Annotated in this window: 18 protein-coding genes; all 18 read right to left on the reverse strand. The window is 56.4% G+C overall.

Features of this window, described 5'->3' with window-relative positions:
* Positions 1-127: 127 nt before the first annotated feature.
* Positions 128-553 (reverse strand): hypothetical protein, encoded by a 426-nt coding sequence (locus LY85_RS09385; protein WP_141826409.1) that lies wholly within the window; start codon positions 551-553, stop codon positions 128-130.
* A gap of 110 nt (positions 554-663) precedes the next feature.
* The gene (locus LY85_RS09390) at positions 664-1,698 is read right to left on the reverse strand and encodes a hypothetical protein (protein WP_141826410.1); all 1,035 of its coding nucleotides are present in this window, start codon (positions 1,696-1,698) and stop codon (positions 664-666) included.
* Positions 1,699-1,990: 292 nt separating this feature from the next.
* Complete coding sequence (ybaK, locus tag LY85_RS09395) at positions 1,991-2,473, reverse strand: Cys-tRNA(Pro) deacylase (protein WP_141826411.1); 483 nt, start codon at positions 2,471-2,473, stop codon at positions 1,991-1,993.
* Between the two features lie 31 nt (positions 2,474-2,504).
* Positions 2,505-3,911, reverse strand: a complete 1,407-nt coding sequence (cysS, locus tag LY85_RS09400; RefSeq protein WP_141826412.1) for a cysteine--tRNA ligase — start codon at positions 3,909-3,911, stop codon at positions 2,505-2,507.
* Positions 3,898-4,560, reverse strand: a complete 663-nt coding sequence (gene cysE, locus LY85_RS09405; protein ID WP_141826413.1) for a serine O-acetyltransferase — start codon at positions 4,558-4,560, stop codon at positions 3,898-3,900. Before cysE ends, cysS begins: the two co-directional genes overlap by 14 nt.
* A gap of 361 nt (positions 4,561-4,921) precedes the next feature.
* Positions 4,922-5,521 (reverse strand): CDP-diacylglycerol--glycerol-3-phosphate 3-phosphatidyltransferase, encoded by a 600-nt coding sequence (pgsA, locus tag LY85_RS09410; RefSeq protein ID WP_141826414.1) that lies wholly within the window; start codon positions 5,519-5,521, stop codon positions 4,922-4,924.
* Positions 5,518-6,864: a 30S ribosomal protein S12 methylthiotransferase RimO gene (gene rimO / locus LY85_RS09415; RefSeq protein ID WP_141826415.1), complete on the reverse strand. Its 1,347-nt coding sequence runs from the start codon at positions 6,862-6,864 to the stop codon at positions 5,518-5,520. The genes pgsA and rimO overlap by 4 nt, the downstream gene beginning before the upstream one ends.
* A complete protein-coding gene (locus LY85_RS09420; RefSeq protein WP_141826416.1) occupies positions 6,865-7,476 on the reverse strand; it encodes a regulatory protein RecX in 612 nt (203 codons plus the stop codon). It lies immediately after the preceding gene.
* Complete coding sequence (recA, locus tag LY85_RS09425; protein ID WP_141826417.1) at positions 7,476-8,585, reverse strand: recombinase RecA; 1,110 nt, start codon at positions 8,583-8,585, stop codon at positions 7,476-7,478. Before recA ends, LY85_RS09420 begins: the two co-directional genes overlap by 1 nt.
* Before the next feature lie 137 nt (positions 8,586-8,722).
* Positions 8,723-9,577: a peptide chain release factor N(5)-glutamine methyltransferase gene (gene prmC / locus LY85_RS09430; RefSeq protein ID WP_141826418.1), complete on the reverse strand. Its 855-nt coding sequence runs from the start codon at positions 9,575-9,577 to the stop codon at positions 8,723-8,725.
* 23 nt (positions 9,578-9,600) lie between these two features.
* Positions 9,601-10,560 (reverse strand): DUF1385 domain-containing protein, encoded by a 960-nt coding sequence (locus LY85_RS09435; RefSeq protein ID WP_141826419.1) that lies wholly within the window; start codon positions 10,558-10,560, stop codon positions 9,601-9,603.
* Positions 10,553-12,022 carry an ATP-binding protein gene (locus LY85_RS09440; RefSeq protein ID WP_038325988.1) on the reverse strand — a complete coding sequence of 490 codons (1,470 nt, stop codon included), beginning with the start codon at positions 12,020-12,022 and terminating at the stop codon, positions 10,553-10,555. The genes LY85_RS09435 and LY85_RS09440 overlap by 8 nt, the downstream gene beginning before the upstream one ends.
* 46 nt (positions 12,023-12,068) lie before the next feature.
* Positions 12,069-12,773: a response regulator transcription factor gene (locus LY85_RS09445; protein WP_038325989.1), complete on the reverse strand. Its 705-nt coding sequence runs from the start codon at positions 12,771-12,773 to the stop codon at positions 12,069-12,071.
* Between the two features lie 23 nt (positions 12,774-12,796).
* A complete protein-coding gene (locus tag LY85_RS09450; protein WP_141826420.1) occupies positions 12,797-14,131 on the reverse strand; it encodes a VCBS repeat-containing protein in 1,335 nt (444 codons plus the stop codon).
* Between the two features lie 182 nt (positions 14,132-14,313).
* A complete protein-coding gene (locus LY85_RS09455; protein WP_141826421.1) occupies positions 14,314-15,486 on the reverse strand; it encodes an iron-containing alcohol dehydrogenase in 1,173 nt (390 codons plus the stop codon).
* A 181-nt stretch (positions 15,487-15,667) separates the two neighbouring features.
* Positions 15,668-17,701, reverse strand: coding sequence for a DUF5107 domain-containing protein (locus tag LY85_RS09460; RefSeq protein ID WP_141826422.1), 2,034 nt, complete (start codon positions 17,699-17,701; stop codon positions 15,668-15,670).
* Between the two features lie 40 nt (positions 17,702-17,741).
* Entirely contained in the window at positions 17,742-18,608 is an 867-nt protein-coding gene (locus tag LY85_RS09465; RefSeq protein WP_141826423.1) for a carbohydrate ABC transporter permease, read from the reverse strand.
* A 13-nt stretch (positions 18,609-18,621) separates the two neighbouring features.
* Positions 18,622-19,533, reverse strand: coding sequence for a sugar ABC transporter permease (locus tag LY85_RS09470; protein ID WP_141826424.1), 912 nt, complete (start codon positions 19,531-19,533; stop codon positions 18,622-18,624).
* Positions 19,534-19,577: the final 44 nt, after the last annotated feature.

Here is a 19,577-nt window from a genome sequence, read left to right on the forward strand (position 1 = left end):
CTTTTGGAAATATTTTGAAAAATCGTCTGCTAAAATTTATAAAAAAATACATCCCGCGGCAGAATCCGCGGGATGTACGGCAATCTATGGCTGCGATTTATTTCGGAACATGAAAAGCAGCCGCTCATCAGGTTTTTTTAATAAATTCCGTCCGGCAAACAGGACAGGTTATGCTGATTTTTCCCTTTCCTTTCGGAACGCGCAGGGTATTAGAGCAATGGGGACATTTGTAGTACCGATGGGTCTTTCTGTCCTTCATTCTGTAAGAGGTGTTATGCATCCAGCTCCGCAGCCGGTAAAACGTGCGGCGAAGGCGTCCCTGAACGGGGCTCCACCATTTCAGAAAGCGGGCGTTTTCCTGATACCTCCTGCTGATATTTTTTGAAAACATCCTGTAAAAGCAAAGCACAAGGGGAACATAGGCCAACAGCAGCAAAACCGGCAGCCTGAAAAGCTGCGCGATCAGGGACAGCAGCACATAGAACACCGCCAGCGCAACGGAAAACTGATCGGTGCCGTATCTTCCCATCATCATTCTTCTGAACCAATCCATCGGGCAATACTCTCTCCTTCATTGTACGGTCGGCGGGATTTCCCAGCGTACCTCAATAATATGATTATAGCGCACTGAGGTGAAAAATATCTAAATAAACCGTAAACTTTTTAAGCAAAGCGTACCTCGGGCATAACGGCCAGCTCCGAAACCGTCGTGCTGTGCAGGTCGGCCAGACGTCCATCAGCCAGACGGGCCCTTCCGTCCACGCCGACAAACAGGTCTGTTCCGCACAGGATGTTGTTTCCTATATACCGTTCATCCCGATCCAGATCAAAAACGAACAGAGGCCCGCCCTTTTTCCCGCGTTTGGAACAGACGTACTCGTAAATCCTGTCCTCCAGTTCCCCATCGCCGCGCCCGGCGTTGACATAACAGCCGAAAATACAGCCGCAGTCAATCATCCGCTGCCGGAACTCCTCGGAGGTCAGCCGCTGCGCATTCTCACCGGTATAGCCGACGTGGAAGCCGTAGAAGCATTTCCCCGCGTGCAGCTGCCGCAGCGCGCAGTTTGCTTCATCCTCGCCGCAGCCTGCGGACATATCGACGGACAGAATCAGGTTCGGCGTTTTCATCAGCTGTTCCTGATTCCGGTCAAAAATAAAGTTGGGCGTCACCGCCGCAAAAAAGCAGCATTCCTCATGATTTTGGCAAAGCTCCAGAATCTGCCCCAGCCGTTCGGCGGAATCCTCAATCTGAAAAACATAGGTATAGATACCGAGGGAAACGGCGTCCGAAACGATTTCCTCCAACCGGTGCGGCCCCAGCGAATCCGCACGGTCCGGACCGCATGCAAACCGCAGCAGCCACGGGAGTTTTCGTTTTACGGCGGCTTCCTTTGTCCGAAGGAGCTCCGCCCCGTAATTCAGACAGCTGTACCCGAAATTCAGGCTGACGGTTTTGACCGTCTCCACGTCAACATTCCGGATCATATTTAAAATCAGCTCATAGTAAGGATTTTCGGGATTTTTTAAAACCTCATGAGCAATTTCGAAAAAATGCTTTTGAGCCGCCGTTTTTGAAAAATTGTCGCCCATATCCGCCAGATTGCGGATACTGCGCCGTGGGTCGTCCCGGATATCCCGGATTGCCTTTTCTATGACCGCGCCCACGGCGGTACGCATCATCTTATGTCTGTATTCCATTTTTTACGCTCCGTTTGCAAACCGATATTTTTACGGCATCCCCCGGCTAAGGATAAAAGTTTCGCGCTCGAAAGAAAATGCCGGTAGTACCACTATAGAATGGATCCCCGCGGAATAAAATAGACAGTTTCCGGTTTTGTCCTGTTTTTCGACAAACAGGAGGATATGTCTAAAAAAGGAGGCGCTCGGTAAGTCTCCCGCACCAGAGTGGATTTCCCATACGGAAAGCCGCGAACACGAACGGTATTCGCGGCTTTTTCCTGAAAAGCGCATATCCTTTATTGCGGTATCCCTACAGGGTGAGCAAGGCTGTCTTTCCTCCGATAAACCGAAGCAGGTCCTGCGGCGCGACTTCTACCTGCGCGCCGATTTTTCCTGCGCTGACGATGATGGCCGGCAGCTGTTCGCAGCTGCTGTCAATCACCGTTTGGAACTGCTTTTTCATCCCGACAGGCGAACAGCCGCCGCGGATGTACCCGGTCACCTTGTTGATTTCGTCCACATGGATCATTTCCACCGATTTCTCACCCACGCTTTTGGCGGCCGCTTTCAGATTCAGCTCCTGCGCGACAGGAATGACAAACACGAAATATTCCCGGCTGGCCCCGCGGGTGACCAGGGTTTTAAAGACCTGTTCCACGTCCTGTCCCAGCTTGTGCGCCACGGAAACGCCGTCGATCTTTCCGTCCTCATGGTCGTAAAAATAGTGGTTGTACGAGATTTTTGCCTGATCCAGAATCCGCATTACATTCGTTTTGTTGTTGTCCTTTGCCATTCTCAATCTGCCTTTCGCCGCCGTAACGGAATTACTGCTCTATTTTCCATTTGATTCCCTGCGGAGTGTCCTCCAGAACCACATGGCGGGCCTTCAGCTCGTCGCGGATTTTGTCCGCGGTCGCCCAGTCCTTGTTCTTTCGGGCCTCTGTGCGCTCCGCAATCAGCTTTTCGATTTCCTCATCGAGCGCGGATTCCTTTTTGACATAGAGCAGACCGAGCACGTCGGCAAGCTCCTGGAACAGGTTCAGCGCAAAACGGCACAGCTCCTTTGACGGCGCGGTGGAAACGTTCAGGCTGGAATTGATGTCGCGCGCCAGATCGAACAAAGCGGAAATCGCGTCGGCGGTGTTGAGGTCGTCCTCCATCGCTTCGATAAAGTGGTCCTCATATTCGCTCAGCCTGCGGCGGATGTCGTGCTCGCCCCTCTTTTCACCGGAGGGCGCGTGCTCCATCAGGAATTCCAGGTTGTCGCGGCAGTTGTAAAGCCGTTCCAGCGCCGCCTGACACTGTTCGATGACCTCCGTGCTGTAGTTGACGGGCGTGCGGTAATGCGAGGCGACCATCAGGTAGCGGATCGGCTCATAGCCGTACCGTTCGGCAACGTCGCGCACCGTAAAGAAATTGTCGAGGCTCTTGCTCATTTTGCGGTTGTCCACATTGATGTAGCCGTTGTGCATCCAGTAATTGGCGAACGGCACGTTGTTGCAGCATTCGCTCTGCGCAATCTCGTTCTCATGGTGAGGGAAGATCAAATCCTGACCGCCGCAGTGGATATCGATGGTTTTACCCAGATAGCGGCGCGCCATGGCGGAGCACTCGATGTGCCAGCCCGGCCTGCCCTCTCCCCAGGGAGAAAGCCAACTGGGTTCGCCCGATTTGGCGCCCTTCCAGAGGGCAAAGTCCATGGCATCCTCTTTGATTTCCCCGGTGGCGATACGCGCTCCGGCCTGCAAATCCTCCAGCGGCTGGTGGGAAAGCTTGCCGTAGCCCGCGTCCTTTTTGGTGCGGAAATACACGTCGCCGTTTTCAGCGGGATAAGCGTAGCCCTTCTCAACCAGATCGGAAATAATGCTGATAATCTCGTCGATGTTCTGGGTCGCGAGCGGATGGATGGTCGCGGGGCGGACGTTCAGCCCCTTCGCGTCGGTCTTGTATTCCTGGATATACCGTTCGGAGACCGTCAGGTAATCCGTGCCCTCATCGTTTGCCTTATTGATGATTTTGTCATCGATGTCGGTGAAGTTCTGGACGAAAATCACCTTCATGCCGCGGTACTCGAAATAACGGCGCAGCACGTCAAACACACAAATCGGCCGCGCGTTGCCGATATGGATGTAGTTGTACACCGTGGGGCCGCACGCGTAAATTTTGACTTCCCCCACAGTGAGCGGAACGAACTCTTCCTTCCGGCGCGTTAACGTGTTATAAATTTTCATCTTCTTTTTCCTCTCTTTTTCCGAGCGCTTCTTCAAGCAGATTTTGTATGTTCTTCAATCTTATTTCCATCTGGCAAAGCTCCTGAGCAACCGGGTCCGCAACGTGGATCTGGTCCAGATTGCACGGTCTGACGCCGTTCAGACGGACAATCCGCGCCGGTACGCCCACCGCCGTGGCGTTGTCCGGCACCTCGTCCAGCACCACCGCGCCCGCCGCCACACGGGCGTTGTTCCCTACGCGGAACGGGCCGAGCACCTTCGCGCCGGAACCGACCATCACGTTGTCGCCGAGGGTGGGATGGCGCTTGCCGTGGTCCTTGCCGGTGCCGCCGAGCGTCACGCCCTGGTACAGCGTGCAGTTGTCGCCGATGACGGTGGTTTCGCCGATCACCACGCCCATGCCGTGGTCGATGAACAGCCCTTTTCCGATCTGCGCGCCGGGGTGGATCTCGATCCCGGTTTTATGCCGCGCCCGCTGCGATAAATACCGCGCGATGAATTTCATGTTACGCTGGTAAAACCAGTGCGCCCTGCGGTAGGCACGGACCGCCTTGAAGCCGGAATAGAGGAAATACACCTCCAGCCGCGACCTTGCCGCCGGGTCGCGGTCCATCACCGAATCAAGTTCTTCTTTCAGATTGTTAAACATACCTGCCTCCAATAAAAAAGCCGCCCACGCCCCCCGAAAGGGACGGAGGCGGTCATTATACCGCGGTTCCACTCCGTTTTATCACTATATCAGCGGTTAACGGTGCCGGCCGTGCGGAGATACTGATCTTCCCCCCGCCTGCTCACGGATGCAATTCGCCGCCTGCCCTGCAAAAAGCGCTTCCAGCCCCGGCGCTTTCTCTCTGATGCCCGCACTGCGGTTACTTCTTCCGCTCAACGCATTTCAATCGTACTGATAATATAGCACGATTTTCAAAGAATGTGACAATAGTATATACCAAAATATTAGTGAAGTAAACCCCCGTCAAGGCCATGCTTTATCATATCCCTTTTCGGTGGGTTTATTTTGTCGTATTGATGACCCCGATATTCTGCACAATATAAATCACGCCGGAAAGCAGCGCGAAGAAGGTCGCAATCAGGATCAGGGCGTAGCCCACACCGTCAAAAACCGCCGCGCCCGGCACCCCACCGAAGGTAAAGGCGGGAATCCATCCCATGGAAACCAGTTCCTCTGCATACTGGAAAACCAGAATGGCGACGACCGCGATGATCTGGCTGACCGTCTTTGTCTTGCCCCAGTTATTGGCGGCGATCACAACGCCGCTGTCCACCGCGACCAGCCGGATGGAGGTCACCATAAATTCCCGCGCGATGATCAGGATCACGCACCAGGAGGCGGCCAGCCTGAGGTCGACAAAACAGACGAGCGCCGACACCACAAGGATTTTATCGGCGAGCGGGTCCAGGAATTTCCCGAAATTCGTAATCTGGTTGTTTTTGCGGGCCAGCTTTCCGTCGTAGTGGTCGGTCAGCGCCGCGCCGGAAAACAGGATCGCCGCCCAAAGATAATGGTGCGGAATCTGGGGAATCAAAAGCACCGCTACAAAAAAAGGAACCAGAACAATGCGCAGAACGGTCAGTTTATTCGGCAGGTTCATTTCCTTTCCTCCTTAAGTATGATTTCTCCGGTCAGGTCACAGTCGATACATTCGGTTATTTCCACATCCGCAAAGCTTCCGGCTTTCGGTCTTCTTCCCTTTGCGGTGAAGAATATTTTCCCGTCTATATCGGGAGAATCGGCGTACGAGCGGCCGAACCAGCACCCGGCGTAGCGATCGAACCCTTCCACCAGCACGTGGTAAGTCTTTCCGACCTGCTTTTCGCCCCACTCCTGCATGATGTTCATCTGGTCTTCCATAATCCGTTCCATCCGGCGGCTTTTCACGTCCTCGTCGATCTGGCCGGACATTTCCGCCGCGGCGGTGCCCTCCTCCTGCGAATAAGTGAAACAGCCCAGGCGTTCAAACCGGATTTCGCGGACGAATTCCGCAAGCTCGGTAAAGTCCTCCTCGGTCTCGCCGGGAAAACCCGTAATCAGCGTGGTGCGCAGCACCAGGCCGGGAATTTTCTCCCGCATTCTGCGGATCAGGGCGGTCAGCTCCGCGCGGCTTCCCGTGCGGCGCATCGCCTTTAAAAGCCTTTCGCTGCAGTGCTGGAGCGGCAGATCCATATATTTTACGATCTTCTCCTCCTGCGCAAAGACGGTAAGAAGCTCGTCGGTAATATAATCGGGATAACAGTACAGCACGCGAACCCAGGAAAGGCCGTCGATTTTACACAGCTCCCGCAGCAGCTTCGGCAGCCGGAGCTCCCCGTAAAGGTCCCAGCCGTAACGGGTGGTGTCCTGTGCGATCAGGATCAGTTCCTTCGCGCCGCCGTGGACAAGATCCTTCGCCTCGCTTACAATATCCTCCTGTGTCCGGGAGCGGTAGGGCCCGCGGATGAACGGAATCGCGCAGTAGGCGCAGCGGTTGTCGCACCCTTCCGCGATTTTCAGATAAGCGAAATATCCCGGCGTGGACAGCCGACGTTCGCCGCTGAGCGGCAAAAGCGTCTTTTCGGGAAAGCTTTCCACCTTTACGCCGCCGAGGGCTTTTTCAATCACCGCGGCAATGTCGCTGTCCGCGCCGATACCGGCAACGGCGTCCACCTCCGGCAGCTCTTTGAGGATTTCCTCCCGGTAGCGCTCGGCCATACAGCCGGTAACGACGATCGCCCTGATTTTTCCCTCCGCCTTCAGCCTGGCAAGCTCCAGAATCTCTTCGATGGATTCTTTTTTCGCCGCGTCGATAAACCCGCAGGTATTGACGATCGCGGCGTCCGCAAGAGCGGCGTCGTCGCGGATTTCGTAGCCCGCTTTCTGCAGGGTGGCCATCATCATTTCTCCGTCCACCTGATTTTTGGCGCAGCCAAGGCTCACCAGTCCTACACTATATGCCATCTATTCGTCCTCATTTTCAAATTGATTGATCGCGGTGCGGATATCGTCCCAGCCGTAGCCAAGTCTCTGCAGCGCGGCAATGCTCCTGCGGCGCCCCTTTTCGTCACCCAGAAGCCGCCCGTACTTTTTATCGATCAGTTCCCGGATTTTCTCCACGGGGTCGGGGGCTTTTTCGTCCAGAATCTGCTGTACAAGCTCTTCCTCAATCCCTTTTTGCAGCAGCTCCCGCCGCACGCGCGAAGCGGAATAGCCTTTGCGGCGAAAGAGGTCGGCCGCCAGGTCCCGCGCGTATTCCCCATCGTTGACAAGGCCCAGCTCCGCCATATGCCGGGCCGCCGCCTCGGCGGCTTCCCGGGTGGTGACCCGGCTGATCTTATCGGCAAGCTCCTTCTGCGAATGGCTCCGGTGTTCCAGCAGATAAAGCGCCTTTTCCCCGGCGCGCCGGTCGTCGCTTTCCAGAATCAGCTCGTGCAGCCGGTCGTCGTCGATTTCGCGGCCGGGCCGAAGCCCCGATCTCAGAAGCGTTTCCGTGTCAATATTCGCAGCGAATTCTCCGTCCAGAAACAGCGCGGAAAGCCCCTTCCTGCGCGGTTCCACCGCCGTAATCAGCATCAGTCGTCCGCGGAGATGTCAATGTTCGCGGAGCGGCCCCGGCTGCTCGTTTTCGCGGGCGCGGGGGGCGCGACCTCCACCGGTTTGACGGCGGGTGCCGGGGGAGCAGTCTTCGTGTAAAGCTTCCCCACGTTTTCCCTGACAAGGGCCTCCACTTCATTTGCAATATCGGCGTTTTCCGCCAAAAATACTTTCGAGTTGTCGCGGCCCTGTCCCAGCCGTGTTTCCTTGTAGGAGAACCACGCGCCGCTCTTCTGGATGACGTCCAGCTTGACCGCAAGGTCCAGCAGCTCGCCTTCGCGGGAAATTCCCCTGCCGTACATCACGTCGAACTCCGCCTCGCGGAAAGGCGGTGCGATTTTATTTTTTACGACCTTCGCGCGGGTGCGGGAACCGATCATTTCGGTGCCGTTTTTCAGCGTTTCGATCTTGCGGATATCAATTCTTACGGAAGCATAGAATTTCAGCGCGCGGCCGCCGGGGGTCACTTCCGGGCTGCCGTACATCACGCCGACCTTTTCACGCAGCTGATTGATAAAAATAGCGACGCAGCTCGATTTGGAAATCGCGCCCGCCAGCTTGCGCAGCGCCTGGCTCATCAGACGGGCTTGCAGGCCGACGTGGCTGTCGCCCATTTCGCCCTCGATTTCGGCGCGCGGCACCAGAGCCGCAACGGAGTCGACGACGATCACGTCGATCGCGCCGGAGCGCACAAGCGCTTCCGTAATTTCAAGCGCCTGTTCGCCGGTGTCCGGCTGCGAAACCAGCAGGGAATCCACGTCGACGCCCAAAGCGCGGGCGTACACGGGGTCCAGCGCGTGTTCCACGTCGATAAACGCCGCGTTGCCGCCGTTTTTCTGCCCCTGTGCGATACAGTGGAGAGCGAGCGTGGTTTTACCGGAGCTTTCCGGCCCGTAAATCTCGGCGATACGGCCGCGCGGAAGGCCGCCGATCCCCAGCGCAAGGTCCAGCGACAGGGAGCCGGTCGGGATGGCTTCCACATGCATGGCCTCATTCTGACCCAGACGCATGACCGCGCCCTTTCCGAACTGCTTTTCAATCTGTGCCAGTGCCGTTTCAAGCGCCGCGTTTTTATCTGTTGTCGCCATTTTTCCCTCCGGTTTATGACAGGCCGCGGCTGTGCGGATTTCCCCGCAGCGCGGCCTCAAATTTTTTATCATCTAAAAAATTATATCGTATTTCCTGCCGAAAATCAAGACAAGGAAAGAAAAATTCGAACAAATGTTTAATTGTTTTTCCGGATACCCGCAACGACCCGGTCAAAGCCGTTAAAGTCTTTGACTACCCGGATTTCAGACAGCCCGGCGTTTTGAAAAAGGCGGACCACCGGTTCCGCCTGCCCCTCGCCGATCTCTACCGCCGCCGCGCCGCCGGGCTTCAGCTTCGGCAGCCAGAGCGAGGCGATCGCACGGTAAAACAAAAGGCCGTCCTCTCCCCCCAAAAGCGCCGTGCGCGGTTCCCGCCGCACCTCGGTCTGGAGCGTCCGCAGCTCGTCGGCGGTCACATAGGGAGGGTTGGAGACGATGCAGTCAAAGGAAGCGAACCGCGCCGCGCTTTCGGGATCTAAAACGTCCGTTTGTACGGACTTCACCCGACGGAACCCCGTATTTTGGATATTGAGGTCAAGATAGGAAAGCGCCTCGCCGTAAAGCTCCGCCGCGAGTACGGACGCGCCCGGAAAGAGGGAAGCAAGCCCCAGCGCCACCGCGCCGCTTCCGGAGCAGAGGTCGAGGACTTCGGGGTTTTCCTGGCCGTGGAGCAGCTCCGCCGCCGTCTGGACCAGAAGCTCAGTTTCCTCCCGAGGAATCAGCACGCCCTCGCCGACCGCAAGCGTAAGCCCCAGAAAGGGCCAACTGCCCAGAATATACTGCAGCGGCCTGCCGCCCGCGCGTTCGCGCGAAAGGCGGAGATATTCCTCCGCCTTCTGTTCCTCCGCCGGTTCGGCGGCATGGACGATTCTCTTCTGGCGGTCAAGGCCGAATACTTTCTCAAACAGGCAGGCAGCGTCGAACGCGGGGCTTTCAATCCCCGCGCCGGCCAGTATGTTTTTTCCTATCCGGTATGTTTCGCCCAATGTCAAGCTGTCCGCACCCGCTTTTTCCTTTATTCGCCGATCTTGATTTTGTCCTCGCCGTTTTCCGGAATGACCTGTTTCATGGCTTCGATCGCCACCTCGATCATGCTGTCGTCCGGCTCCTTGGTGGTAATCCGCTGCACCCACAGCCCCGGGGCGGCAATGACGCGCGTGAAGGCGTTGTCGTGACGGCCGCACAGGCGGATAAATTCATAGCCGACACCGACGATGAGCGGGACGCACAGAAGCTTGACCACCGTCCTGACAAACGGGTTGCCGAACGGAATGAAAAATCCCACGATAATGCTCAGGAGCAGCATAATGACCAGAAAGCTTGTCCCACAGCGCGGGTGGAACCGGCTGTGCTTACGTACGTTTTCGACGGTGAGCTCCTCGTCGTTCTCATAGCAGAAGATGGTTTTATGCTCCGCGCCGTGGTACTGGAAAAGCCGGTGGATTTCCGGCATGCGGGAGCAGAAATAAATGTACCCGATAAAAATCGCAATGCGCATGACGCCCTCGGCAAGGGAGCGCCACGGCGCTATGGCCGGGCCCGCCGCGTAGTCGCGGATCAGATTAAAAAGGATCGTCGGCAGAAAGAAGAACAGGCCCACCGCCAGCAGAAGGCCCAGCACGGTGCTCGCCACCATAATCGCGTTCATCATTTTATCGCCGAAGGTCTTTTCGACCCATTTGTCAAATTTGGACGGTTCCTCGTCCTCTTCCAGACCCGCCTTGTCCACGGAATAGGAAAGCGCCTTGTACCCCACGGAAAGCGAATCGATAAAGCCCGCGATTCCGCGCAGCAGCGGCAGGCGCAGGATGGAATATTTATCCCGCATCAGGCTGGCGCTCATTTCCTGCGTGGAGATGGAACCGTCGCTCATGCGCACGGAGGCCACCGTTTTTTTCGGACCGCGCATCATGATTCCCTCCACCAGCGCCTGTCCTCCGATGGACGTGATGCATTTCGTCTTTTCTCTAGCCATTATTTTCTGAATTCCTTTCTTCGTTCATTGTCTCGTCGGTCTGCGGCTGGGTTTCCAGCTGTTTTAAGGTCGGTATAAAGATGGTGACGGCGGTCCCCACGTTTTCATGACTCTCGATCTCCAGGCTGCCGGAGTGGAGCTTCATGATTTCGTCGGCAAGCGCAAGGCCGATTCCGGAACCGCGGATGGTCTGATTCGCCTTGTAGAATTTCTTTTTCACCTTTGGAAGATGCTCCGCCGGAATCCCGCAGCCGTTGTCGCTGATCACGACGCGGATAAACCCGCCGGACTCCGTCGCGGTCACGCTGATGGTGCCGCCCTCCTCGGTATATTTCAGGGCGTTGTCGATGATATTGACAAACACCTGCCGCAGGCGGTTGATGTCGCCCAGAACGGGCGAAAGCATGGCGGGCTCCTCGTAAAGCAGGAATTTATGTTCCATATTGGCGCGTTCGCTGAACATATAGACCGCTTCGCCCAGCTCGGCGAGAATGTCGATCTTGTCCATGGTCAGCGTCATGCGCCCGCTCTGCATCCGGGAGAAGTCCAGAAGCTCCTCCACAATCCCGGACAGGCGCTCCGATTCACGGATAATGATGCCCATGCCTCGGTCCAGCGTCTCCTTGTCGTTCCCGCCGCCCTGCATGGTTTCCGCCCAGCCCTTGATGGCGGTCAGCGGGGTGCGCAGCTCGTGGGACACCGAGGAGATAAAGTCGTTCTTCATTTTTTCGGCGGCGCCCAGCTCGTCGGCCATGTCGTTGATGGTGTCGCAGAGCTGGCCGATCTCGTCGTCGTTGCTTTTTTCTATTCTGGCCTTAAAGTCACCCTGCGCAATCCGCTTGGCGGTCGCGCCGATTTCCTTGATCGGCGTAATAATCGAATTCATAAAATAATAGCTCGAAACAATCACGAACAGAATGATCAGAAGCCCCGCGAGAATCAGGGACCCCAAAATTATGGCGACCTGCTTGTCGGCCTCCTCCAGCGAAACCACATAGCGGATGGCGCCGACAAAGCCGCCCTCGTTGTTTCGCATGACGCGCGTAACGGCCATCACCTTTTCCCCGCTGGTCAGGCTGCCCGTCCAGGTGCCGTAGCCTCCCGTGCTTTCCAGCGCCAGCTTATAGTCCGGCATGGGCTGGCTTTCGTCCGGCGCAAAACCCACGGAGGTAATGATGATCTTTCCGTTGGAATTGAACACCATCAATTCCATGCTCTCTTTATTGGGGAAGTTTTCCACATAATTGCGGGCGGCGGTGCTGAATTCCTGCGGCGACTTTCTGCCGTAGTCCGCGAACACGTTGGTCAGCTCGTCGGAGCGGCTGCTCAGCGCCGTCTGGATTCCGTTGTACACATAGCCGCGAACAACATAGGAAAGGACGAGGATCAAGGTAACCAGAATGAGCAGAATGACACCCAGACTGTTTAAGAGCCAGCGCCTGGTAATGCCGTTCGTTCTCATGCCGATTTCCCCTTTCCTTAACGATCGTTAGTCTGCCCCGGGAAGGCTATGCCTCCCACTTGTACCCCAGCCCCCAGACCGTGACAATGTGCTTGGGGTTGGAGGGTTCATCCTCCACCTTCATGCGCAGGCGGCGGATGTTCACGTCCACAATCTTCTCCTCGCCGAAATACGCGTCCCCCCACACATGCTTTAAAATGTCGGAGCGGTCGAGCGCGGTGGCCGGATTGGAAAAGAAATACTCCATGATCTGAAACTCCACCTGCGTCAGCTCGATCGGCACGCCCTTCTTCATCAGGGTGCGGTTGCGCAGGTTGAGCGCGAATTCCCCGGAACGGATTTCCTCCTTGAAGTTGTTTTCGTTTCTCATCTGCTCCAGCGCGACGCGGCGGTACACCGCGTCCACCCTTGCGACAAGCTCGCTGGGGCTGAACGGTTTTGTCACATAGTCGTCGGCGCCCATCATCAGGCCGCTGACCTTATCCATTTCCTGTGTGCGCGCGGTCAGAAGGATGATGCCGATGGAGCCGCTTTTCTGCCGCAGTTCCTTACAGACGGCAAGGCCGTCCCTGTTGCCGGGCATCATGATGTCCAGCACCGCCACGTCGATATTGCCCGCTTCCCGGTCGTAAACCGCGAGCGCCTCGTCCCCGCTGGCCGCTTCAAAAGCATTGTAGCCGGCCCGTCTCAGATTGATTACTACAAATTCCCGGATTGCCTGTTCGTCTTCGGCAACAAGGATATTTTTCATACCCGTTCCTCCATTATCCTGGTTTAATCCTGGCTGATCAGTTCAAAGCTGTTTTTCACGTCGCCGATGCTGAGGGAAAGCGCGTCGGTCGGCGACGGGGAACTGGCTGCAAATACCAGATTGTCAGAGTCAAGCAGCTTGTAAAAGCCTGCCGTTCCTGTACCGCTGTCCCATTCCTTCTGGGAAAACACCTGAATTTTCAGAAGCGCCGGGCCGAGGGACCCCGAATTTTTTCCCGCCGCATTCCACCGGTAAAACGTAATCATACGCGTCACGGTATCCGTTTTGGTGGTCACTTTGCCGCGCCACATATCCGGTATCAGGAACCAGTAGCCGTCGGAATAATTCAGGACCATGCTCATCACCCGGACAAACGTGTTGGTCTGGGTGTCGTAGCGGTGCCAGTTGGTAATATAATCCGTGTCACCCGTTTTTTCGCCGCTGTGGCCCGGCATCAGATTGACGATCGGAACTTCTATGATTTTATCGCCGTTGATATCCTTTGAAACAACGGACGTATTGCGCATCGTATAATTGGCCGTCTGCGTTTTCACGTCGTAAAACGGGGATTTCAGGCGCTTTGTCTTCTGGTCCCAGTAAAGGAGCTCCGTCACGAGGGAACCCTCGTTTTTGATCCCATCCAGCACGATGCCGTTCTGGTGCTCGTTGATCAGCCCTGCCTTCACGGAAGCATATTTCGTGACGCCGCCGTCCATACGGCAGGAGCCCATTACCTCCACGGCGCCGTCCTTGACCCGGAACAGCCGGGCAAGCGCGGGCTGGTCGCCCACGCTGGTGTTGGCGGTAAAAATCTCATCCCTGCCGTCGCCGTCAAAATCCATCACCGCAAGCTCGGTGTAGGTCTGTTCCAGCTTCAGCTCGTTCATTTTCCCGTTTTTATAATAATAGACGCAGATGGTGCTGGTATTGTTCAGGCTGCTGCCCCAGCCGACGACGACCTCGCTCTTTCCGTCGCCGTCAAGGTCGCCGAAGCAGACTTTGTCCACCTGGGCGGCAGGATTGCTGAAAGAGCCCATATCCACCCATTTTCCGTCCTTTTTCATGAACATGATGTTGGTTCCGGAGGTCTCGTCTTCCTTCTGGTAAATCGCCATGGCCTCGTCGTTTTTATCCCCGCACAGGTCGTGCGTGATAATCGCGGAGCGGTAGTCCCCGCTTTTCGGATATTTCAGCGTCATCTTCCCGTCGGTTTTGCTTTCCAGCAGCGCGTGAATATCCGCTTTTTCCCCGGTCGGTTTCGGCGGGTGCATCAGCGTCTGGGCGTCAAGGCCGATAAAGGAGCAGCCCGACAGGGTCACCGCCATTACAAGCGCCATCGCAACGGCTCTCAGCTTCATTTCACCACGCCTTTCTTTTTTATATTGATTATTTATTATATCATTATATACCAAAAATGAACAGTATCAATTATGTTACGAAAAGCGCGCCGAGCAAAGCTCGGCGCGTAAATCATGCGGGACAGAATGCCGCCGCCAAATGCAAAGGACGGCTGCGCGGTTTTTCGCCGGTCCGGGAACGGCTATCTGTAGGAGTTTTTCAGTATCGCAAGGCTGTCGTCCCTGGAAAGCGGCACCGGGTCGACCTCGAAAAGGCCGCCCATGGTCTCTCTTGCGTTCGCCTCGTATTTTTCCAGATTCTCCGGCTTGATTCCGTAATCGCTCATCTTCAGGCCGTCGACGCCGCAGGCCTGCTGCAGCGCAACCAGCGCTTCGACAAAGTCCGTCGGCCTGGAAGCGTCCGTTTTTCCCAGCGCCCTGGCCATGGCGGTCATACGCTCCGCGCAGGCCGGACATCCGGCAAAATGCGTATAGTACTCCCGGCTGATCATAATCAGGCCCGCGCCGTGAGGAAGCTTCGGATGGAACGCGCTTAATGCGTGCTCCAGCGAATGCTCGGAGGTACATCCGGAGGTCGACTCCACCATACCGGACAGCGTGTTCGCGAGCGCGACGTCGTCTCTGGCCGCCGCATCGTCCCCGTTTCTGACCGCCGCCGCAAGGCTTCTGCCGATCAGCTCAATCGCTTTCAGCGCGTAAATGTCGCTCATGGCGTTCGCCGTTTTGTTCAGGTATCCCTCCGTGCTGTGGAACAGCGCGTCGAACCCCTGATAGGCCGTCAGGTGAGCGGGAACGCTCATCATCAGTTCGGAATCGACGATGGACAGGACGGGAAAAGTCTTGTCATAGCCGAAGCCGATCTTTTCATTGGTGTCCGACTTGGTCGTGACCGTCCACGGGTCCGCCTCCGTACCGGTTCCCGCGGTTGTGGTAATCGCCACGATGGGCAGCGGGTCGTTCGGGACGGGCAGCCCTTTTCCGCTTCCGCCGGAAACGTAATCCCAGTAATCGCCTTCGTTAACCGCCATGACCGCGATGGCTTTGGCCGTGTCTATGCTGCTTCCGCCTCCCAGACCGATGACAAAATCACAGCCGTTTTCCCGCGCCGTGCGGGCGCCTTCCATCACATGCTCCCTGATCGGGTTGGGAAGGATCTTATCAAACAGCCTGTGCTCCACACCGGCCTTATCAAGCTGTTCCTCCAGCCGCTGCAGATAGCCGAACTTTTTGACGGAAGTCCCGCTGGAAGTGACGATCAGCGCTTTTTTCCCCGGCAGGGCCTGACGGCTTAAACGGTTCAGCTGCCCCCTGCCGAACAGAATCCGCGTGGGAATATAATAGTCAAAGCTTTCCATAACATCATTCTCCTTCTCTGTCTGATGATTTTGTACTGATCTTATGCTAAACCCTCGAGTGCACTCGAAGTCAATAGTGAAAAAAGATTTATGAGAATTATGCCCGGACTTTTACTAAAAAAATCAGGGCGCCGCGGGGATTCAGCAAACCCCAGTGGTGCCCTGTGAAGAACGCGCTTTTTCAGCGCGAAGGCAGCGTCATACGGAAATCCAGATTGTAGGGCGGGTCGAGCGTGGCCCGCGCTTCGTCCAGAAGCACTCTCCAGTCCGGCTCCCCCCTCTGCCGTGCCAGCCGCACGGCCTGCGTCATGAACCAGGTGTCGAGCAGCATGGTCTCCCCCTCGCGCATCACGGCGAAAGGAAACGCAAACTGTTCCTCCAGAAAATCCCACTTTCCCAGTTCAAATGCGGCGCGCACGGTGCTCAGCCGCACCCGCTCCGCAGCCTTCAGCGAATCCGGAAGCGCGCAGTAGCAGTCCCACGCCTTCTGACAGCGCCCGGCCCTTGTGAAGAGATCGATCGCGTCCTGCGCCATGACCTCGGACTGTTCGGCGCCGCCCAGAGCCAGCGCCTGTTCCATATAGGAGCAGGCCGCTTCCAGCCGGTCATCCTGCATCATGGCCTGCGCCAGGTTCCGGCAGCAGATCGCCGTGGGACGGATGGCAAGGGACTGCTCCATCGCGCCGATTCCCTCCTGCCATTTGCCGCTCTCGTAAAGCATCAGCCCCAGGTGGAGCAGCGCCTGTGCGCTTCTGTTTTCCTCTTTTTCCAGAGAAGCGGCCAGAAGCACCGTCCAGCGGGAATCCGTCATCCAGGAAACGGGCAGCCCTTTTTCCTGTTCGGGCATCCGGCCCGTTTGCAGCAGGGCGAGCCACGGCGCCTGCTTTTCGCCGAGCGTCTCCTTTGGGAAAACGAGGCCCTTCGGAATCATCTCTGGGTCACGGGCGGCTTCCAGCGCGCCCCAGCCGCTGCCGAAATGCAGCACCTCGTCCGGCGGGGTATCCTCCAGCGCTCCGTAAAGGCTGTCCGCACGCAGCAGTTCTTCCTCGCTCAGGCGGCGGTCGATCAGGCTGTGAATATACTGCTTGGAGTCTTCCCAGTCGGCAAAGGCTTTCTGCGTGTCGGCCTCCATCCCGCCGAAAACCTGTGTGAACCGCACGCAGCCGTTCGGCCCAAGGTCCTCGCCGTGCACCTGCGAAGGGGATAAGCCCGCCTGAATCTCAAGGTAATTCCCTTCCCCGTCCCGCGAAAGGAAGTCCTTCCAGTGGCAGCCCCCGCGCTGCATGCCCCAGCAGAACATTTTCCGGTAGCACAGCGGCGCGGTGGAGCGCTCCCAGAACGCGGAGCCGTCGTCATACACCGCCGCCTCCCACGCGTCGGAAAGGGCGTGCCGGTTCTGGAAGAAATATTCGCTGGAATACGTGAGGTTTTGCGGATAGCTCGCGTCCAGCCCGTTCAGGCTTTTCAAATACGGCATGGTGTCGTGGGCAAAGCCGTGGGCAGAATTCTGCGAGCCCATGGTTTCCGGCCGGATGCAGACGACCCCGTCGCTCTGCGACAGGACGCAGACGTTCCGTTCCTCGCGCACCGCGATATTGGTCCACCAGTAAAGCGGCACCGCGCGGGGCTGCGTATTGAGGATTTTCACATGGGCGAACAGCCGGTCGGAATCCTCCGGCAGGTGGAAATCGATTTGCAGGAAGAAGCATTTCTGCCGCTCGTACTCATACATGCGCAGGAACGGCTCCCCGTCCTTTCCCGTGCAGCGGGCAAAAAACATCGGCTCGCAGGTCAGGCAGGTGTGGCCGAACTGCCCCAGATTCCACTCGATGCCGCCGGAAAACCACGCGTTGCGGATCGCAAGGTTGGCAAGGCGGAAAACCGGGTTGGAAAACAGGAGCTCACGCCCCGCCTTTTTGTCGAAAAGCGACCACAGCCGCCCGCCGAAATCGGCGAGGAAGACGGCGCGCAGAAAATCGTTCTCCATAACAATGGTTTTCAGCTCCCGCGGCTTCAGGTCGCGGTGAAAGCTGTCCTGAACCGTATAGGGCAGCTCGCGGAAACCGGTCTGGTAGGCGAAGCCCTTTTTCTCGCTTTCCAGCAGGCCCGCGTCGATCAGAGGCTTTTCCTGCGCGCGGTCGCGGAAGCGCGGCAGAGGATTCCCGTTTTCCAGCGCGGCGCCGGGTATTTTCAGCAGCGACGGATAAATTTTCAATCAAAACGTCCCCCTTGTTTTATTGACCGCAATTCCGGACCTACCCTTTGATGGCTCCGCCGGTCACGCTGGCAATGATCTTTTCCGAAAGGAAGATATACAGAATGAACGTCGGCAGGAACACAATGACCACCGCCGCGAACATGCCGCCCCAGTCCCCCGTATAGCGCATGGACTGGATCATGGAGTACAGGCCGACGGCGACCGGGCGGGTCTTTGCCGTATTGGCGAAAATCAGGGAAATAAAATACTCGTTCCAGATGGTGATGAAGTTGAAAATCGTCACCGTGATGATACCGGGCTGCGCCAGCGGCAGCATGATCATCCAGAACGTTTTCATGGGCGAACAGCCGTCGATGGCCGCGGCCTCCTCAAACGTAACCGAAAGATTGTGGAAAAAGGTATTCAAAAAGAAGACGGTAAACGGAACGTTGATCGCTATGTAAAGGAAAATCAGCAGCCCTCTGGACTGGGTGACATGCATCTGGCTGAACAGTGCGAACAGAGGCATGATAATCATGATCGCGGGAATCCCCAGCGCGGTCGCAAATAAATTCTGGAGAAACCCGTTGCCGCGGAATTTGAAGCGGCTGAGCACATAGGCGGCCGGTGCGGCAACAATAATGACAACCGTGCAGGAAATCAGCGTGTAGACAAGGGAATTCATAAAATAACTGGACACCTTATGGGTTTTCCACGCCTTCACGTAGTTTTCCGGGTGCAGCCCGGTTGCAAATTTGAACAGATTGCCGTCAAAAATCTCTCTGGTAGTGGAGAATGACGCCAGGATAATCCAGCCGATCAGCACAAAGGTAAAAACGACCCAGATTCCGACGATCAGATAGCCCGGAGCAAGGGCCAGTTCTTTTTTCCAATTGGTTTTCTGCCTGATTTTTTTATTAGCCATTGTTCATTCCCCCTTAAAGCTCAACGTCGTCGTGACGGACAATGAGCTGCGTAAACAGAAAGACGATCACGACCACAATGGTCAGGATGACGCCGATCGCCGCTCCCGCTCCGGAATCGCGCACCGTAATGGCCGAGTTGCTCGCGCCGAATACCAGCTCATACATATAGGACATCGGCGTGACGGTGCTCGCGCTCAGGTTTACGGGCGAAAACAGCTGGCTCCATACAAAGAAAGCCATGGTGCTGACGGTCCAGAGCACGATATTGGTGCGGCAGACCCCCTTCAGAAGGGGAAGCGTAATTTTTGAAAACCGCTGGAACACGTTGGCCCCCTCAATGGTGGCGGCCTCGTAAAAATCCACCGGTATCCGTTCAATCCCGCTCATCCAGATCAGCATATGGTACCCCACCATGCCGAAGCAGTAGGCGACGAGCATGCTCCAGAACACCATTTCCGGGCCGGTCCACTGCGTGGCAGCCGCTTCCGAAAAGCCGAGGGTTTTCAGGATCGAGCTGAGAAGGCCGAAATTGGGATTGTAAACGTAGTTGATCCACATGGTCCCCATGGCGACCGCCGAAATGACGTTCGGCAGGTAGATAACGGAGCGGAAAAAGCTTTTCCCGTGGACTCCGCTGGTCAGGATCACCCCGAAAAGCAGCGAGACCAGCATGACGCCGACACCGCCCACAAGCCAGATCAGGCTGATATTTTGCATCGCGCTCATAAAAAGGGGCGTATGAAAAAGGGTCCTGAAATTCCCCAGCCCGTTAAACTTCCATGCCGAGACGGCATCCGTAACGCCCTCTACTTTAAAGAAGCTCATAATGACGGTCCTTATGGTAGGATACAGGAAAACCACGGTGTACAGAAAAATCGCGGGCGCCAGAAAAATAACAATCATTGATTTATTTTTTGTTTTCATAAGAACCTCCCGAGAATTCCATGGACAAAAGGGCGGCAGCGTAA

The organism is Clostridium sp. KNHs216 (assembly GCF_006714885.1).
Classification (GTDB): domain Bacteria; phylum Bacillota; class Clostridia; order Oscillospirales; family Acutalibacteraceae; genus Caproiciproducens.

What these genes read in the sequence shown, in the direction of transcription:
- rimO (WP_141826415.1), bottom strand. Translation starts at nt 6,864, where the DNA reads ATGGCATATAGTGTAGGACTGGTGAGCCTTGGCTGCGCCAAAAATCAG.
- ybaK (WP_141826411.1), bottom strand. Translation starts at nt 2,473, where the DNA reads ATGGCAAAGGACAACAACAAAACGAATGTAATGCGGATTCTGGATCAG.
- LY85_RS09435 (WP_141826419.1), bottom strand. Translation starts at nt 10,560, where the DNA reads ATGGCTAGAGAAAAGACGAAATGCATCACGTCCATCGGAGGACAGGCG.
- LY85_RS09445 (WP_038325989.1), bottom strand. Translation starts at nt 12,773, where the DNA reads ATGAAAAATATCCTTGTTGCCGAAGACGAACAGGCAATCCGGGAATTT.
- LY85_RS09420 (WP_141826416.1), bottom strand. Translation starts at nt 7,476, where the DNA reads ATGCTGATTACGGCGGTGGAACCGCGCAGGAAGGGGCTTTCCGCGCTG.
- LY85_RS09470 (WP_141826424.1), bottom strand. Translation starts at nt 19,533, where the DNA reads ATGAAAACAAAAAATAAATCAATGATTGTTATTTTTCTGGCGCCCGCG.
- LY85_RS09450 (WP_141826420.1), bottom strand. Translation starts at nt 14,131, where the DNA reads ATGAAGCTGAGAGCCGTTGCGATGGCGCTTGTAATGGCGGTGACCCTG.
- LY85_RS09465 (WP_141826423.1), bottom strand. Translation starts at nt 18,608, where the DNA reads ATGGCTAATAAAAAAATCAGGCAGAAAACCAATTGGAAAAAAGAACTG.
- LY85_RS09440 (WP_038325988.1), bottom strand. Translation starts at nt 12,022, where the DNA reads ATGAGAACGAACGGCATTACCAGGCGCTGGCTCTTAAACAGTCTGGGT.
- LY85_RS09385 (WP_141826409.1), bottom strand. Translation starts at nt 553, where the DNA reads ATGGATTGGTTCAGAAGAATGATGATGGGAAGATACGGCACCGATCAG.
- recA (WP_141826417.1), bottom strand. Translation starts at nt 8,585, where the DNA reads ATGGCGACAACAGATAAAAACGCGGCGCTTGAAACGGCACTGGCACAG.
- LY85_RS09455 (WP_141826421.1), bottom strand. Translation starts at nt 15,486, where the DNA reads ATGGAAAGCTTTGACTATTATATTCCCACGCGGATTCTGTTCGGCAGG.
- LY85_RS09390 (WP_141826410.1), bottom strand. Translation starts at nt 1,698, where the DNA reads ATGGAATACAGACATAAGATGATGCGTACCGCCGTGGGCGCGGTCATA.
- cysS (WP_141826412.1), bottom strand. Translation starts at nt 3,911, where the DNA reads ATGAAAATTTATAACACGTTAACGCGCCGGAAGGAAGAGTTCGTTCCG.
- pgsA (WP_141826414.1), bottom strand. Translation starts at nt 5,521, where the DNA reads ATGAACCTGCCGAATAAACTGACCGTTCTGCGCATTGTTCTGGTTCCT.
- cysE (WP_141826413.1), bottom strand. Translation starts at nt 4,560, where the DNA reads ATGTTTAACAATCTGAAAGAAGAACTTGATTCGGTGATGGACCGCGAC.